Origin of the sequence: Polaromonas sp. CG_9.7, from assembly GCF_015752205.1 — a bacterium.
GTDB lineage: Bacteria > Pseudomonadota > Gammaproteobacteria > Burkholderiales > Burkholderiaceae_C > Polaromonas.
Window position 1 is genome coordinate 79,017 of record NZ_JADOVG010000007.1, and the last position, 15,414, is coordinate 94,430.

The 15,414-nt window shown below is 62.7% G+C and carries 16 protein-coding genes and 2 riboswitches; all 16 genes read right to left on the reverse strand.

What is annotated here, in order from left to right; all coding sequences use genetic code 11:
- Positions 1 to 8: 8 nt before the first annotated feature.
- Positions 9 to 200 (reverse strand): CbtB domain-containing protein, encoded by a 192-nt coding sequence (locus IWX87_RS08990; RefSeq protein WP_196863191.1) that lies wholly within the window; start codon positions 198 to 200, stop codon positions 9 to 11.
- 37 nt (positions 201 to 237) lie between these two features.
- Positions 238 to 672 carry a cobalamin biosynthesis protein gene (locus IWX87_RS08995; RefSeq protein ID WP_196863192.1) on the reverse strand — a complete coding sequence of 145 codons (435 nt, stop codon included), beginning with the start codon at positions 670 to 672 and terminating at the stop codon, positions 238 to 240.
- A complete protein-coding gene (locus tag IWX87_RS09000) occupies positions 669 to 1,430 on the reverse strand; it encodes a cobalamin biosynthesis central domain-containing protein (protein ID WP_196863193.1) in 762 nt (253 codons plus the stop codon). Before IWX87_RS09000 ends, IWX87_RS08995 begins: the two co-directional genes overlap by 4 nt.
- Positions 1,427 to 2,242, reverse strand: coding sequence for a precorrin-2 C(20)-methyltransferase (gene cobI, locus IWX87_RS09005; protein WP_231374697.1), 816 nt, complete (start codon positions 2,240 to 2,242; stop codon positions 1,427 to 1,429). Before cobI ends, IWX87_RS09000 begins: the two co-directional genes overlap by 4 nt.
- Complete coding sequence (cbiE, locus tag IWX87_RS09010) at positions 2,235 to 3,572, reverse strand: precorrin-6y C5,15-methyltransferase (decarboxylating) subunit CbiE (RefSeq protein WP_196863194.1); 1,338 nt, start codon at positions 3,570 to 3,572, stop codon at positions 2,235 to 2,237. Before cbiE ends, cobI begins: the two co-directional genes overlap by 8 nt.
- A complete protein-coding gene (locus IWX87_RS09015) occupies positions 3,569 to 4,666 on the reverse strand; it encodes a cobalt-precorrin-5B (C(1))-methyltransferase (RefSeq protein ID WP_196863195.1) in 1,098 nt (365 codons plus the stop codon). Before IWX87_RS09015 ends, cbiE begins: the two co-directional genes overlap by 4 nt.
- A complete protein-coding gene (locus IWX87_RS09020) occupies positions 4,663 to 5,349 on the reverse strand; it encodes a precorrin-8X methylmutase (protein ID WP_196863196.1) in 687 nt (228 codons plus the stop codon). Before IWX87_RS09020 ends, IWX87_RS09015 begins: the two co-directional genes overlap by 4 nt.
- The gene (locus IWX87_RS09025) at positions 5,346 to 6,353 is read right to left on the reverse strand and encodes a sirohydrochlorin chelatase (protein WP_196863197.1); all 1,008 of its coding nucleotides are present in this window, start codon (positions 6,351 to 6,353) and stop codon (positions 5,346 to 5,348) included. The genes IWX87_RS09020 and IWX87_RS09025 overlap by 4 nt, the downstream gene beginning before the upstream one ends.
- Positions 6,350 to 7,174 carry a precorrin-4 C(11)-methyltransferase gene (gene cobM, locus IWX87_RS09030; RefSeq protein ID WP_196863198.1) on the reverse strand — a complete coding sequence of 275 codons (825 nt, stop codon included), beginning with the start codon at positions 7,172 to 7,174 and terminating at the stop codon, positions 6,350 to 6,352. Before cobM ends, IWX87_RS09025 begins: the two co-directional genes overlap by 4 nt.
- Before the next feature lie 195 nt (positions 7,175 to 7,369).
- A riboswitch (cobalamin riboswitch) is annotated at positions 7,370 to 7,605 on the reverse strand.
- A gap of 74 nt (positions 7,606 to 7,679) precedes the next feature.
- A complete protein-coding gene (locus IWX87_RS09035; protein WP_196863298.1) occupies positions 7,680 to 8,447 on the reverse strand; it encodes an ABC transporter ATP-binding protein in 768 nt (255 codons plus the stop codon).
- Between the two features lie 23 nt (positions 8,448 to 8,470).
- Positions 8,471 to 9,490, reverse strand: coding sequence for an iron ABC transporter permease (locus IWX87_RS09040; protein ID WP_196863199.1), 1,020 nt, complete (start codon positions 9,488 to 9,490; stop codon positions 8,471 to 8,473).
- On the reverse strand, positions 9,487 to 10,365 hold the full coding sequence (locus IWX87_RS09045; protein ID WP_196863200.1) for an ABC transporter substrate-binding protein: 879 nt from the start codon (positions 10,363 to 10,365) through the stop codon (positions 9,487 to 9,489). The genes IWX87_RS09040 and IWX87_RS09045 overlap by 4 nt, the downstream gene beginning before the upstream one ends.
- A gap of 62 nt (positions 10,366 to 10,427) precedes the next feature.
- Positions 10,428 to 11,012 carry a bifunctional adenosylcobinamide kinase/adenosylcobinamide-phosphate guanylyltransferase gene (gene cobU, locus IWX87_RS09050; RefSeq protein ID WP_370583837.1) on the reverse strand — a complete coding sequence of 195 codons (585 nt, stop codon included), beginning with the start codon at positions 11,010 to 11,012 and terminating at the stop codon, positions 10,428 to 10,430.
- On the reverse strand, positions 11,005 to 11,856 hold the full coding sequence (locus tag IWX87_RS09055; protein ID WP_196863201.1) for a cobalamin-binding protein: 852 nt from the start codon (positions 11,854 to 11,856) through the stop codon (positions 11,005 to 11,007). Before IWX87_RS09055 ends, cobU begins: the two co-directional genes overlap by 8 nt.
- Complete coding sequence (locus IWX87_RS09060; RefSeq protein ID WP_196863202.1) at positions 11,849 to 13,195, reverse strand: cobyrinate a,c-diamide synthase; 1,347 nt, start codon at positions 13,193 to 13,195, stop codon at positions 11,849 to 11,851. Before IWX87_RS09060 ends, IWX87_RS09055 begins: the two co-directional genes overlap by 8 nt.
- Before the next feature lie 5 nt (positions 13,196 to 13,200).
- Positions 13,201 to 15,024 (reverse strand): TonB-dependent receptor domain-containing protein, encoded by a 1,824-nt coding sequence (locus tag IWX87_RS09065; RefSeq protein ID WP_196863203.1) that lies wholly within the window; start codon positions 15,022 to 15,024, stop codon positions 13,201 to 13,203.
- Between the two features lie 85 nt (positions 15,025 to 15,109).
- Positions 15,110 to 15,396: riboswitch (cobalamin riboswitch) on the reverse strand.
- Between the last annotated feature and the right edge of the window lie 18 nt (positions 15,397 to 15,414).

Below are 15,414 nucleotides of genomic sequence, written 5' to 3' on the forward strand. Positions count from 1 at the left end.
TCCTTGGTTCAATGGCAAGGCTTGACGGTGACGTGGCGCACGTCATGCGCGGCGTTGTGCGCCAGTGGGCTTTCGGCAAACGCCACGCCGTACAACACCACCAGCCCCAGGGCGGCACCCGCGGCAAGTTGCAGCAACAGGCTGCGGGTTGCACTGACAGGCAACAAAGCAGGAGAGGCAGAAGAGGCAGATGTGTTCATGGGTTGCTCCATTTCGGGGTTAAAAAAGCTGAAGAAATTAATGTGAAAAACGATGGCAGCGGGCCAGTGACACCGTGGCGTTGCGTCCGTCAGTGCCCCGGCACTTGTGCTTTTCCACCAGCAATGCCGTGCCGGGAAGCACTTGCCCTGCCGCCGATCCGGCCAGCAAGGCAGCAGCTTCGCTGACTGACGGGCTGCCGGTGTACATGCGCACCGTCTCGGACGGGTTGGGCACGGGCACAGCGGCCAGTTGCGCGGGGGTGTAGAAGTTCAGCGTCCAGCCGTGTTTGGCAGCCAGGGCCAGCAGCCCCGGCTCGTCAGCCTTGAGGTCGATGCTGGCGGCTGCCGCCACGTCGGCCAGACGCGCACCCGCCAGCGCCAGCGCCTCGTCCAGCGCTTGCTCTAGCGTCGCCAGCGGCGTGCCACGGTCGCAGCCCAGACCGACGGCAATGCGCTTCGCCTCAGCGCTCATGCGGCTTGCGGGGGGCGGTAGACCACCAGACGCTCGTTGAGCTGTTGCCAGCGTTCAGCTGTCACTGGCGCATGGGTGATCCACAGCACCGCCTTGAAATGATTCAGATCAACGTCTTCAAAACGCTCGAATTTGTGAATGGTGGACGGCAATGGCGTGGGCCGCGTCCACCAGTTCGGGCTGCCCGCTTCCTGCACCACGGCCACCGGCTCGCCATTGACGACATGGGCCGAGACGCGGGTGATGTTGATCTTGGGCGCTTCGACCTTCCAGCCGAGTTCACGGCCCAGAATATCGACCGGAATGGTCTTGCCCACATCAGAAGCCGTGGTCAGCACGGCAGTGGCACCCAGCAACCCGGCCACCTGCTCGGCCATGGCGTTGGCGCCCCCCACATGGCCCGACAGCACCGGAATCACAAACTGCCCCGCATCATCGACCACCAGCACACCGGGGTCTTCGTCCTTGCTTTTCAGGTGCGGCGCAATCAGCCGCACCACGGCGCCCAGCGAGACAAAGAAAACAACCTGGTCAAACTCGGTGAAAAGCGTAGCGATTTCGTCGCGAAAAGCACCGCTGTAGGCGCGCACCGGGTTGGGCAAGCCGGCCATGAGCGGCGCGAATTTTTCCGCCACGCAAACGCTGGCTTGCGGCATTCGACGTGCCAATCCGGCGGTTTGCTGCGCACCGTGTTTGGTGATGGCGACCAGGACGATGCGCAGGGCGGCATCGTTGTCAGGCAAGGGGTTGATGGTCATCCTAAAGTTTCCTCTTCGATTTCAGTGCTTGTTTTCTTGCGGCAGCCGCGCTGCATGTCGCCGCGCACGCGGCCCGGGTTCTTGACCAGCAGCAACGACAGGTAATTGACCTGCGTGCCTTTCAGTTCGGCGACGTCGTGAACAATCCGCTCGACCGGCGAGCCGGCTTTTTCAATGAAACGGCTGTGTGCCAGCAAGCCCCGGCGCGCCAGCAGATCGATCAAATCGTCCAGCAGCGGCTTGACCTTCATCAGCACCAGCGTGTCAAAGTCGTCCAGCATTTTTTCGACCGCCGCAATGCCATAGGCAGCGGGCACGATGGCGATGGTGTCGTCCTGCTCCGACAGCGGCAGCTGCAGCCGGGCGCAGGCCGCGTTAAAGGACGTGACACCCGGAACGATGTCGATGCGTGCCTCGGCATCAAGCTCGCGCAGCACCCGGGCCAGGTAGCAAAAGCTGGCGTAGGTAGAAGCGTCGCCTTCAACCAGGAACAGCACGTCCTGGCCCGTTGCCAGCAGTGCCTTGACGGTTTCGGCAGCCTTGAGCCAGTGGCGGGCGAGTTTTTCCACATCGTGTGTCATGGGAAACAGCAGCGGCTGGTGCTGCGCAGGCAGCGCCAGCCCGCCGCGCAGTGCAATGTCAAGCGCGTAGCTTTCCTTGCGCAGGCTGCGCACCGGGTAGGTCCACACTGCGTCGGCACGCTCGAGCAAAGCCCAGGCGCGGCGCGTGATCAAACCCGGGTCGCCGGGGCCCAAAGACACGCCAAACAAGCGGCCCGGCGCAGGCACGGCAGCAGTATGCAGTTCAGTCATCGCTTTTCTCCCTGGAGGCGGCTTGGGGCGCGATGGCCTTTTGCGCGCACACCAGCCACACCGGGTTTTCGGCCGCCATGCGGTTCATGTGCAAGATCGGCTTGCTGCGTGAGGCTTGCAACTGCAAAACGTCCCAGGCCACACCCAGCGACTTGAGCGTCTCGACGGCGGTGGCCAGGTTTTCCAGCGTGACGAAATTCATTACCAGCCAGCCCTCGGGCCTCAAGCGCTGCAATATCAGGCCGATCAGTGCAGCCAGTTCGCCACCCGAGCCTCCGATGAACACGGCGTCCGGGTCGGGCCAGTGCTGCAAACCGTCGGGTGCCTTGCCATGCACCAGCGTGTGGTTGCTGACGCCAAGTGCCCGGCGGTTGTCGCGCACATTGGCGCCGTCGTCGATATTTTTCTCTATCGCGTAGACATGTCCCTGGCTGCACAGCCGCGCGGCCTCCAGCCCCACGGAGCCCGAACCCGCGCCAATGTCCCAGACCACGCTGCTGGCACGCAATTGCATGCGGGCCAGCGACACGGCGCGCACTTCCTGCTTGGTGAGCAGGCCTTTTTCGGGGTAGCGTTGTTGGTAGCGGGCATCGGGCAGGCCCAGCAGCACGGGCTCGGGGCGCAAGGACGTGCGCCAGAGCAGCACCACGTTCGGGTCGGCAAACGGCATCTGCGCAGCAGCGCTGATGCGCATGCCGCTGACAATGCGTTCCTCGGGCTGGCACAGGCGTTCAGCCACGGCCATCTCGAAATCATCGGCCAGGCCCTCGGTGACCAGCATGCGCGCAATACAGTCCGGCGTGTTGGTGGGGCTGGTCAGCACGGCCAGGCGGTCATTCTGGCGAATATCGCGCAGCAGCGCATACAGGCCGTGGCTTGGCTCGCCGCCTTCTACCCAGTCGCCGGCGTCCTTGCTGTGCACCGATGAAAACTTCATGTCCTGCCACGGCAGGCCCAGCCGGGCGCAGGCCAGTTGCAGCGTCGAGACATTGGGCATGACCTCAATCGCTTCGATGCACAGGCGCGACGCCAGGTAGGCGGCGATGCCGTGGCACAGCGGATCGCCGGTGGCCAGCACCACCACGCGCTGGTGTTCGCTTTGGGCGGTACGAATCCACTCGGGAACCTGCGACAGCGCACCTGTCAGGTCGCGCTGCAGGGCGGATGGATCCATCTGCCCTGCCAAAAGCTGCAGTGCACGCGTGCCGCCAATCACCAGTTGCGCTTGCGCCAGGTGCGCCAGTGCGGTGCGGCTCAGGCTGGCGATGCCGTCGTCGAGCACGCCGATGATGCGGCATTTTTCAATCAGGTTTATCGTTTCGGAATTCAAGGGGCCTCCGCTATCTTGCGACCGTCAAAGTCGCAAACCAGCACTTTCAAATCAAATTTATCGGGATAACGCGCTTGCAGGGTCTGGATCACACGCTGGGCCAGCGCCTTGTGAAAGGCCGCACCCAGACCGAGCGCATCCATGCGTTCACCGGCATAACGCGCGGTTTCGTTTTGGCGAATGGCATCGCACACCTCGGACTCGGCGCCCAGGCTGGCCGCAATGTCGGCCAGCAAGCCGGTATCAACCTCGGCACGGCCGGCGTGGGTGATGGTTTCGCCCTGCGCTATCTTGGTCAGCTTGCCGACCATGCCGCCAATCACCACCTGTTTCAAACCGGCCTTGACCGCCGCGCTCATGGCGTAGCGCAAAAAGTCGCCCATCTGCACAAAAGCCGGTTCAGGCAAATGCGGCATTTCGGCCATCACGAACTTCTCGGTGCGCCCGCCCGTGGTCAGCACCACCACGCCATGGCCCAACGTGCCCGCCACCTGCACGCCCTGCACCACGCTGGCGCGGTAGGCGGCTGTCGAGTACGGTTTGACGATGCCCGAGGTGCCCAGAATGGAAATTCCGCCCAGAATGCCAAGCCGCGCGTTCAGGGTTTTTTTGGCCATTTCCAGCCCTTGCGGCACGGAAATGCAAACTTCAAACCCGGTTTCTTCCAGCAATTCCCCTGCGGCAGCCTGTACGTTGGCCGTGATGTTGCGGCGCGGCACCGGGTTGATCGCCGGCCCCCCCACCGCCAGACCCAGGCCGGGCATGGTCACCGTGCCCACGCCAAATCCGCCGGTCAGCAACACCTGGCCGGGCAGGTCACGGCGCAGTGTCACGTCGGCAGTAAGGTGCGCTTTGTCGGTGCAGTCCGGGTCGTCGCCCGCGTCCTTGATGACCATGGCATGCGCCGTGTCTGCATTGACAGCGCCGTCCAGCACGTCAAACGTCACCAGGTCGCCGTTGGGCAAAAGGCATTCAATGCGCCCAGGCACCTGTCCGGTCAGCAGCCCCAGCGTGGCGGCACGCGCCGCCGCAGCCGAACACGCGCCGGTAGTGAACCCGGTGCGTGTGCCGCGTGGCGCGTTTTTTTCCATCATGCAGACGCCTTGTGCAGCACCTCTTGCGCCTCGGCCAGCCCGAGCAGCGCATGAATCGCAGCCACTACCAGCGTCGAGCCGCCTTTTCGGCCGCGAATCACGATCCACGGCACGGCGTTTTCCAAGGCCATCAGGTCTTTCGATTCCGCCGCCGAAACAAATCCAACCGGCATGCCCACCACCAGCGCCGGGCGCGCGCCCTCGTCATGAATCAGCCGCACCAGCTCGATCAAAGCCGTGGGCGCATTGCCGATGCCCACGATGGCGCCATCAACCAGACCCAGCCGGTGCGCCTTGCGCATGGCCTGCACGGCGCGGGTCGTGCCTTCAGCCTTGGCGGCCTCGATCACATCGGCGTCCGAGATGAAGTGGTGCGTGGCCATGCCGAAGTGGCCCAGTCGCGGAGCCGAGAGGCCAACGCAAATCATCTCCACATCGGCCACCACGCGTGTGCCGCGTGACAGCACAGCCGCCACGCCAGCCGCAACCGCCTGCGGATGAAAGTCGGTCATGCCGTTGAAGTCAAAGTCGGCATTCGCGTGGATCATGCGACGCACGATGGGCCACTGGTCCGATGTGTAGCTGTGCGATGACACTTCACGGTCAATCACGGCAAAAGAATCGTGCTCAATAGCCCGGCCTGCAGCCGTGAGCTGCTCGGTGACGATGTTGGCATGGCTCATGAGTGAGCCACTTCGTGCGGATGGGCGTGGTCATGCGGATGCGGATGCGGATGCGGGTGCGGGTGCGGGTGCGCATGAATTTGAATCGTGGCCTGGGCAGGAGAATGCGCATGTTCATGGGCATGGTCGTGCGCGTGATCATGGTCGTGGTTGTGCGCAACGGCGTCGTCGTGGTGGTGGCCACCCATGCCGTTTGCGACCCCGAACTCGCGGTATTTGCAACCATCGCACGGCATGCGTGACGCGGTGACGCCACTTTTCAAGTCATTCACCCGCTCTTCCAGCAGTTCAAAAATTTCCCGCTCAAAACCGAAGTAGTCGGTTGAGGTGAACCGGATGGTCGGGTACTGGATTTTCAGATTGTCGACCTGCCGGGTGATGCGCTCGACCAGCGTGCCGTTGAACAGGTAGTAAGGCAGCACCACCACCTGCGTCATGCCGAGCAGGCTTTGCCGCTGCACCGCTTTTTCAAGGCGCGGCCAGGTGATGCCGGTGAAGGCCAGATCGACCAGTGGATGATCGGTTTCCTCCATCAGCCAACGCGCCATCTTGGCCATTTCGCCATTGGCCTGCCGGTCTGACGAGCCACGCCCCAGCATCACCACGCCGGTGGTCGTCGGGTCCGGCATGTCCAGCACTTTCATCGCACCCTTCAGGCGGCGTTTGACAATCGACAGGATGTGATCGCACGCCGTCAGGTGCGGTGCGTACAAGAACTGCACCCCCGGAAACTTCAGCCGCGCACCATCGATAGCCTGCGGAATGTCCATCTTGACGTGCCCGGCGGCATTCAAAATCAGCGGCACCACCATCACGCGCTGCGAGCCGCTGGCGGCGCGGCGCAGGCCTTCGCTCATGGTAATTTCGGAAAACTCGATGAAGCAAATCTCGATGCGCCAGCCCGGCTGACGCGCCCGCCACTGCTCCGCGAACGCTTCAATCTCGTCGTTGCCTGATTTTTCGCGCGAGCCGTGGCCCACCAGAAGAATGGTGTCTGCTGTCATGTTGTCTCCGGAAGATTGGGGGATGTATCGGTTGTCAAACCGGTGCTGGCGCGCCGGAATTTGTGCGTGAAGCTGGCGTCGTAAAGCTTCGACTTGGCCAGTGTTTGCCAGTGCCGGGAACCCAGCGTCGGGCTGGCGATGATCATTGACTGGCTGACGATTTTGGCGTCGCGGCACAGGCCCTGAATGGTGGCCACAGTGCCCCGGATGATTTTTTCTTCGTCCGGCCAGCTGGCCTTGTGAACCACCACCACCGGCGCATCAGGCGACCAGCCGGCCGCCGTCAACGCTGCCGTGACACGCCCCATCAGCGTGATGCTCAGGAAAATGCACAGCGTGCTGTGGTGCGCTGCAAGCGCTTCGAGCGATTCGCCTTCAGGCATCGGCGTACGCCCTTCCACCCTGGTAAATATCACGGTCTGGGTGACTTCAGGCAGGGTCAGGCTTTCGACCGCGGCTGCAGCCGAAGCCATGGCCGAGGACACGCCCGGCACCACGGCAATCGGCACGCCGGCCGCGTCCAGCGGCTGCACCAGCTCAATCAGCGCGCCATACAGGCCCGGGTCGCCGGTCTGCAGGCGCACCACGGTCCGGCAGCGCCCGGCCTGCAAGATCAGCCAGGCCGACATCTGCTCCAGCGTCATGTCCTTGCTGTCGGCGATCACGCAGCCCGCCGGTGCCCAACGCGTGGCGGCTTCGCTGACCAGGGAGCCGGCAAACAAAATGGCGCCCGCGCGCTCGATCAGCGCCCGGCCCTTCACGGTGATGAGTTCCGGGTCACCCGGCCCTGCACCCACAAACCACACAGTGCCGCCGCTCATGACACCAACGCTGAAAAACGTTGCCTCAACATATCGTCTCCTCCACGCCCATCGCGCGACAGATTAAATGGGTGTGATGAAGCGAAGGGAGGAAAAAAGGAGAAAGAAGGCGAAGCCGCAAAAGCAACGGATGCCGGTGCAAAAATGCCCGAAACCGCTGTGGACTGACGCCTGCTGACCCTTGCCCATCGCAAGATCACGCGCAAAAAATCAGGCCGGTCTCCGGGCTCACGAGTGAACAAGCACAAAGCTTGTTTGCCGGATCCCCTTCCCATGCGTTGGCACAGTGGTGATGGATCTGGCTTTGACTCGTTTACCGTTGCGAGGGCAGCGTCGGAATGGCGTGGATTAATGACTAACCCGTGCGCACCGACTTCCCGTTTAAGCCTGCAAACCGAAGTCTGCAGGCCACCTGAAGTTCTCTTTCAGTTTAGCACCCGAAAATTGAGTTTTCTGAAAATCAGGTTCGTAAAGTGCATGGGGCATGGCTGAGCAGAACGAAAAACTAGATTCGGGGCAAAGCCAGCCATTGCCCGCCCAAGTGAAGCACGGAAATGCGGTGGTCAAACACGTTCTCAACGGCCCGGTGCGTCGCGACGTCGGCGCAGGCGCCCTGGTGCGTGACGCGGCCCTTGTCCATCACCACCAGCGCATCGGCCTGCAAGGCGAAAGAAATTTCGTGCAGCACGCTGACCACAGTCTTGCCGCTGGCGACCAGATGACGCACCATCAATAGCCAATCGGTCTGGTGCGGCGGGTCAAGGTTGGCCAGGGGCTCGTCCATCAGCAGCACCGCAGCCTCGACCGCCAGCGCGCGCGCCAGCAGCACGCGCTGGCGCTCTCCACCCGAGAGCTGGCCCAGCGCCCTGCCGCGCCAGTCCCAGGCCTGCGTCGCGCGCAGGGCACGCTCGACGGCGGCGTGGTCGGCGGGGCTGGGCGGCGCCAGCCAGGCCTGGTGCGGCAGGCGACCGAGCATGGCCACGTCGTACACCGTCAGGTCGTCGGCCGAGCTTTCGTTCTGGCCCAGCCATGACAGTTGCCTCGCCCGATGGCGTCCGCGCATCGCGGCCATCGACTGGCCCAGCAATGTGACTTCGCCGCTGTGCGGCAGCAATCCCGCCAGCACCCTGAGCAGCGTTGATTTGCCCGCGCCATTGGGGCCGACGATGCTGGTCCAGCGGCCATGAGGCAACGCCAGGTCAATGCCATGCAAAATTTCATCATTTCCGAGCTTTGCGCTTATGGATCGGGCATTTATAGCTATTGAATCCATAGCGACATCGACTGCCGGAGCCGTCACAGTCCGTTCCCCCGCCCGGTATTTCTGTGCATCAGCCAGAGCAAATAAGTGCCACCGAGAACGGCGGTCAGCACGCCGACCGGCAACTCCTGCGGCGCCACCAGCCACCGGGCCAGGATGTCGGCGCCCGTGAGCAGCACCGCACCCGTCAGGCTGGCCAGGCCGATCAGGCGGCCGTGCGTGGTCTTGACGACGGAGCGCACCAGGTGCGGCGCGGCCAGGCCGACAAAGGCGATCAGCCCGGTTTGCGCCACCGCCGTGCCGGTGGCCAGCGCCAGCACCGCCACCAGCGCCGCGCGCATCTGCGGCAGAGGCAAACCCAGGCTGTGCGCGGTCGATTCGCCCAGCGCCAGGCCGTCGAGCGCGTGGCTCATCATCCAGGCAGCGAGCATCATCACGGCAAACACCGCCGCCATGATGGCGCAGGCACTCCAGCCGACAAAAGCGGTGCTGCCCAGCATGAAAGACTGCATCGCCTGCATGATTTCAGGTGTGAGCAGCAGGATCAGCGACGTGACGGCGCCCAGCACCACACCCACAATCACGCCCGCCAGCAGCAGCCGCAGCGTGTGCTGCACGCCCTTGGCCAACACCAGCGTGAGCAGCACGGCGAGCACGGCGCCAACAAAGGCGGCCCCCGTCAAGCCGAGGCGCGCCAGCCAGTGCGTGGCCAGCGGCGACATGCCAAACAGGGCCATTGCCAGCGCCACGCCGAGCGAGGCGCCCGACGCGCTGCCAAGCAAATACGGATCGGCCAGCGGGTTGCGAAACAGGCCTTGCGCCACCGCGCCGGCCAGTCCCAGCAGCGCACCGGCAAGCCAGGCGCCCAAGGTGCGCGGCAGGCGGATTTCCGACACGATCAGCAACGCCTGTGCATCGTTTTGCATGTTCAGCACGCTGTCAAAACCGGTGCTGCCCACGCTCATGCCGAGCAGCAGCAAAGCCACCGACGCGACCGCCAAACCGATCGCCAGCCAAAACGCCTTGCGGTGCTGGCGGGTGAAGGTCAGGCTCATCCAGCGCCTGCGTTGTCGGCGATGCACTGGGCCATGATGCGTGCCGCTTCAGCCATGCGTGGACCGGGCCGCACCAGCACATCGGATTGCTCGGGGTTGAAGAGGCAAATGCGCTGATCGCGTATCGCTTTGATGGCGCCCCAGCCGGGATACGCTTTCATGGCATCGGCGTTGCGGCTGCTCACCATGATGAGGTCCGGATTGGCGCGCACCACGAATTCCGGGTTGATGCGTGGAAACGGTCCCAGTGCGGCGGGAATGATGTTTTTCACGCCCAGCCGGGTCAGCGTTTCGCCCATGAAGGACGACTCGCCGGCGGCATAAGGCCCGCGGCTGACTTCAAAGTACACGCGGGTGTTACGGACCTTGGCCGGCAGCGACTGCGCGGCCGCCGAAACGCCGCTGTCGATGATGCGCCAGACTCGGCCAGCGCCCGCAGCGTCGGGAATATCGAGCAGCGCGCCTAGCTTTTTCAGAACGCGCTGCACATCGGCATGGGTCTTGGGCTCCAGCGCCACGACCTTCAGGCCCAGCGATTCCAGGCGTTGGCTGGCGCGCGATGAAGTGGCCAGGACCACCACGTCGGGTTTGAGCGCGACGATGGCCTCGATGTTCGGGTCCAGTCCACCGCCTACTCCAGGCAGGCTTTTGACACTGGCCGGGTAATTTGAATAGCGGTCCACTCCGACCAGACGCTGGCACTCCCCAAGCGCGCAGATGCTTTCAGTCAGCGAAGGCAGCAGGCTGACAATGCGCTGCGGGCTTTGCGCCAGGGTGACGCTGACGCCTCTGTCATCGGTGAGTTGCAAGGCGTGGGCCGGGGCCAGCACGGCCAGGCTGAGCAGCAGGATGAAAGCTGTGGTGAAAGTTTTCATCCTGCTAGCCCTCACCCCAGCACTTTCCCGGAGGGAGGAAAAGCAAGATAAATCCTTCATGCTTAGCCTTTAAGAGTGAGCGGTAAACCGGCCGCCATGAAAGTGACACGCTGGCAAGCCTGCGCCACGTCCTGGTTCATCAGTCCCAGCGCATCGACAAACGCCCGCGTTTCGCGCCCGAGCGGAATCACACCCAGGCCAATTTCGTTGCCGACCAGCACGACCGGGCCGGCGGCGTTTTCGATTGCTCTTAAAAGCATAGCTACTTGCGCCCGTGGATCGTGCGCCAGAGCCTCATTTTGCTTGGAATTCTCCATTGGCATGAGCAAATTGGTCAGCCACAGCGTCAGGCAGTCCACGACAACGAGGGTTTGCGGCTGGCTATGACGGGCCAAGGTTGGGCCCAGCGCCAGCGGCTCTTCCACGGTTTGCATGCCCGGCACCCGCTCGGCACGGTCGGTCTGGTGGCGCGCGATGCGCTCGCGCATTTCGGCGTCCCAGGGCTGGGCGGTGGCGATCAGCACCGCTTGATGCGCCGGCGACTGCGCCAGCCAGCTGCGCGCGAGCAACTCGGCGCGGCGCGACTTGCCGCTTTTCTGGCCACCCAAAATCAGTTCGCTGCGGGCAGCGGACAGCATTTCATCCATGGGCTGCATCCCAACCCAGGATGAACTTGTGCAGCTTTTCCACGCCTTCGGTCAGCGCGGCCGGGCCGGGCTGCAGGATTTCGGACGACTTGATCTCGAACAGTTGATTATTTTTGACAGCCGGTACGCTCTCCCACCCAGGACGGGCGGCGACCAGCTCGGGCCGGAATTTCTTGCCGCACCAGGAGCCAAAAATGATGTCGGGCGCGCGCTGCACAATTTCCAGCCCGTCGGCAATGATGCGCCCCTTGCCCATCGGTTCTTTTGCCAATTCGGGAAAGCAGTCGTCGCCGCCGGCAATGCCGACCAGCTCGGACACCCAGGCAATGCAGCTGATGTGCGGGTCGTGCCATTCCTCGAAAAAAACCCTGGGGCGGCGCTTGAGTGAGCGCGCCGCCTGCTCGATGTCCAGCAGCCGCTGCTGCATCTGCCCGATCAGCAGCATGCCGCGCTCGACCTGCCCGACCATTGCGGCGAGCTGGTACATCATCGAGAAAATCTCGGCCACGCTGCGCTGGTTGAAGATGGTGACCTGGATGCCATGGCGAATCAGCTGCGCGGCAATGTCGGCCTGCAGGTCTGAAAAGCCGATGACGCAGTCGGGCTTCAAATCAACAATCTTGTCGATCTTGGCGCTCAGGTAGGCGCTGACCTTGGGCTTTTCCTCCCTGGCACGCGGCGGGCGCACGGTGTAGCCCGAGATGCCGACGATGCGGCGCTCTTCACCCAGCATGTACAGCCACTCGGTGGGCTCTTCGGTCAGGCAGACGATACGCTGCGGGCCATAGGCCGTGGTGTCTTTGCTGGCGGCCAGTGCGCGCCAGTCGTTTGCTGCTTCAGTCATGGTGTTCCTTTAAAAACAAGCGCGCCGCCGCAGCCGGGCTGGACGCAAACCAGGCATGGAAATAACTCGCCTTGACGGCGCCTGTCGAACCCGACACAAACAGGGCCTCGCCTTCGCCGCGCAAGGTGCGTCCCGGCGCAGCTTGGGTGCGGTTGGCGGCGGGTAGCGACGTTGCGCAGGTGGAATAGTGAAAGGTGTGGCCGCGCAAGGTGCCGCCCGGCATGTCAAGCTGCTGCGGCCCCAGCGCAGCCAGCCGCTTTTGCATCGTCACGCTGCCAGGCAGGACGCCCCACACCGGATTGCTGACGCCGTTGGCATCGATGATTTCATCAAACAAGGCCATCATGCCGCCGCACTCGGCCCAGACCGGCTTGCCGGCCTGAACGTGTGCGGTGATGCTGCTTTTCATGGCCGTGTTGGCACCCAGTGTTTCAGCATGCAGTTCGGGGTAACCGCCGGGCAGCCAAAGCGCGTCGCATTCCGGCAGTGAATCCTCTGCAAGCGGTGAAAAATAGGCCAGCTTGGCGCCCATTGACTGCAGGCAGTCGAGGTTGGCGGCATACAAAAAACAGAAGGCTGCATCGCGGGCGACAGCAATCGTCAGACCCTGCAATGCGCCTTCAGGAAACTTCTGCGCTGGTGCATCACCAGGCTGAAAGTCAACGGCCCAGGCTTGCAGGTCGTCGTCTGTCATCTGCCCCAGCCGCGTGCCCGCCAGTGCATCGGCCGCTGCATCCAGCCTGCCCATGGCATCGCCCAGTTCATGGTCCATGACCAGGCCCAGGTGTCGTTCGGGCAGCGTCAGGGCTTCATTGCGCATCAAGGCGCCCAGCCATTGGGCCGGGTCGCGCAGGCTGTCTTCCAGCATCACTGCGTGGCCGGGCGAGGCGACGCGGTTGGCCAGCACGCCGGCAAAATTCAAGCCTTCAATGTAATGCTGCAAGCCCCAGGCCAGCGCGCCAAAGGTTCCGGCCATGGCACTGGCATCAATCACCGCGACCACCTTCAAGCCAAAGCGCTGCGCCAGATCAGCCGCGCTCGGCTGTCCGTCAAACAGGCCCATCACGCCTTCGACAATGATGAGGTCAGCATCTTTCGCCGCATCGTGCAGACGCTGCGCGCAGTCCGCCTCGCCGGTCATCCACAGGTCGAGCTGATGCACCGGTGCGCCGCTGGCCAGCGCCAGCCAATAAGGGTCCAGGAAATCCGGACCGCACTTGAAGACGCGCACCCGCCGGCCCTGCCGCGCATGCAGCCGCGCCAGGGCGCATGCCACCGTGGTCTTGCCCTGGCCGGAAGCCGGAGCGGCAATAAGGATGGCAGGGCAGCGGGCGGTCATCCAGCTTACCGCTTGGGCTGGTAATTCAGCGTGACATACACGGCGCGTCCGGGCTGGTTGTAGCCATAAATCGTTTCATACTGTTTGTCGGTCACGTTGTTCAGCTTGGTCTGGACTTTCCACTCCTTGTTGACCACGTAATCCACATACAGGTCCGCAGTGGTGCGGCCAGCCAGTTCGCGCGTGTTGGCTGAGTCGTCAAAACTTTTGCCGGCATGCAGCAGGGAGCCACCAAAAGCCCACACACCCACCGAATAGTCAGCCCCCAGCGTGGCCAGATTGGCGCTGCGGCGCGCCAGTCGCTTGCCCGTCAGCTCATTGCGCGGGTCCATTGCATCAAGCGATGCATTGAGCGACAGCGGGCCAAAGCTGCCGTTGTAGGACAGGGTATAGCCATCAATCCGGGCACGCGGAATGTTCGAGGCAATCGTCGTATTGCTGATAAAACCGCGAATCTTGTTGTCGAAGTGGACCAGCTTCACCGTTTGCCCCGCATCACTCCAGGTCACGCCCAGGTCAGTGTTGCGGCCGCGTTCCGGCTGCAAGTTCGCATTGCCAAAATTGGGGAAATAAAGCTGATTGAACGACGGTGCGACAAAGCTGGTGCCGTAGGATGCGTTGACACGCCACTGCGGCGTGAGGGCAAAACCGTAGCCGCCGAAACCGGTGGTGCTTCCGCCAAATTGCGAATTCTGGTCGCGGCGCAGGTTGGCCTGCCAGCTGTGCGGACCCGCGCTGCCGTTCAAACCGGTAAAGTAAGACGATACAGTGCGGTCAGTGATTGTGTATTGGGTGCTGCTGTCAACTTTTTGCTCCAGACGCTCCACGCCTGCCAGCGCAACGCCTATGGGAGTGTCCACATCGTTTTGCCAGCTCAGCTGATTCTGGGTGGTTTTGAACAGGCTGGGCAAGAAGGAGGCGACCACTGCACGGCTGCTGTCCGATGCTTCGCTGTAGCGCAACTGGGTTTTCCAGCCGGGCAGCACGCGGCCTTCGACGCCCGTGCGGACCACACGTGACTTGCCTTTGTAAAAGGTATCGCGGTTGGGGCCATCGTCGGTGTGGCTGGTGCTGTTCGACGCCAACAAACCGGCATCGATTTTCCAATCAGCATTTAATTGGTAAGCCACCGATGCGTTAAGTGAATCCTGGTCAAAGCCATCGGTATCGGGGTTGTAATTGCCAAACAGCACTTTAGGATTGGTGGCTGAAAATCCGGCCTCGCGGGTCTTTTGCAAGCCAAGCGAATAGGTCACCGGTCCACTGCCACCACTGACACCGGCCGTTACCTGGCGATGCGCATAGCTGCCCAGCGTCAATGAAGCATACGGGTTGAAACCCTGAACACCCTTGCGCAGGAACACCTGCACCACGCCACCCACAGCTTCGCTGCCATACAGGGCAGACGCCGGACCTTTGAGGATTTCGATACGCTCGATCATGTCCACCGGGATGGTGTCCCAGCTCGGGCTGCCGGTGGTGGCCGAGCCAAAACGCACTCCGTCAATGAGCAATACCGTGTGCCGCGCTTCGGCGCCGCGGATGTTCACGCTGCTGTTTTTCCCAAGCCCGCCATTGGCGCTGAACTGAATCCCAGGAACGCGGGCCAGGATTTCAGGAAGCGTACGGCCGGTGGATTTTTCTATATCAGCACGGTTGATGATCACCACGTCACTGACCAGCTCGTCAGCCCGCTGGGCAGTTCGGGAGGCAGTGACGACCATTTCCTTGAGTTGAGGCGCTGTTTGCGTTTGCGAAAAAGACGGAAATACAGCAGCCAAAGCCAAAGGCAGCGCGGCCATACGCACGTTGGAAATACAGATTTTCATGGGATCAAGCTATCAACAAAATGCTCTCACTGGGTTCCCCGCCAGTGCATGAGCGTTAAGAACACGCCAGTTCGTTTAAAAAAACGTGCGTGTCCACCTTGTTGGCCGGTATCCGGGCTCGCGGAACTGCTTTCATCGCCTTCCCAAACGCGTGTTCAAAACGCTCAGTGGCTCATGATGAAAACTGAAAGAGACCCTGACTTGCTCAGTGCACTGCATTCGTCCGTTTACCGTTGCGGGGGCAGCGCAGGTTAAAAGTCGCAGCGCTTGGCAAACCGGTTGTACGGCGCTCATGACGTTGACTTCCCCCTGCTTCCCGTTGAACTGCAGCATGTGAACCATGCGGCGAGCACCAACAGCGGGCATTCTACGCGGCAAAATACGCCTGAC